Origin of the sequence: Bartonella sp. AP258QHHD (assembly GCF_042196145.1) — a bacterium.
Classification (GTDB): Bacteria; Pseudomonadota; Alphaproteobacteria; order Rhizobiales; family Rhizobiaceae; genus Bartonella.
Genome location: NZ_JBHIPR010000053.1, coordinates 1 through 379, shown reverse-complemented (window position 1 = coordinate 379; position 379 = coordinate 1). Strand labels below are relative to the sequence as shown.

The 379-nt window shown below is 39.3% G+C and carries 1 protein-coding gene; it reads left to right on the top strand.

What is annotated here, in order from left to right:
* A partial coding sequence (locus ACFIMM_RS05955; RefSeq protein ID WP_375692670.1) for a tyrosine-type recombinase/integrase occupies nucleotides 1–265 on the top strand: 265 nt, incomplete at its 5' end.
* Nucleotides 266–379: the final 114 nt, after the last annotated feature.

Below are 379 nucleotides of genomic sequence, written 5' to 3'. Positions count from 1 at the left end.
TGGTAAAGGTGGAAATAAGCTTGTCAAAGAAAGTTTTGGCAACCTCTTTCGTGAAGCATGTAATGCGGCGGGTATTAAAAAATCAGCGCACGGATTGCGAAAATTAGCAGCAACACGTGCAGCCAATGCTGGTGCGACAGTTTCGCAAATGAAAGCGCTTTTTGGCTGGACAGAAGATAAAATGGCATCCCTTTATACCAAAACAGCTGATAGAAAACGACTTGCAATAGAAGCAATCAAAAAGCTACAAAAAGGTTCGGGATAGACATAAAATAAGTTAAAATAATCAACGGAATCAAAACTCCCGAACTTTTATATAACTTATTGATTTTATATAAATATAACGCTCCCACCCCCTCCGCCACAGCACTTTTATGGT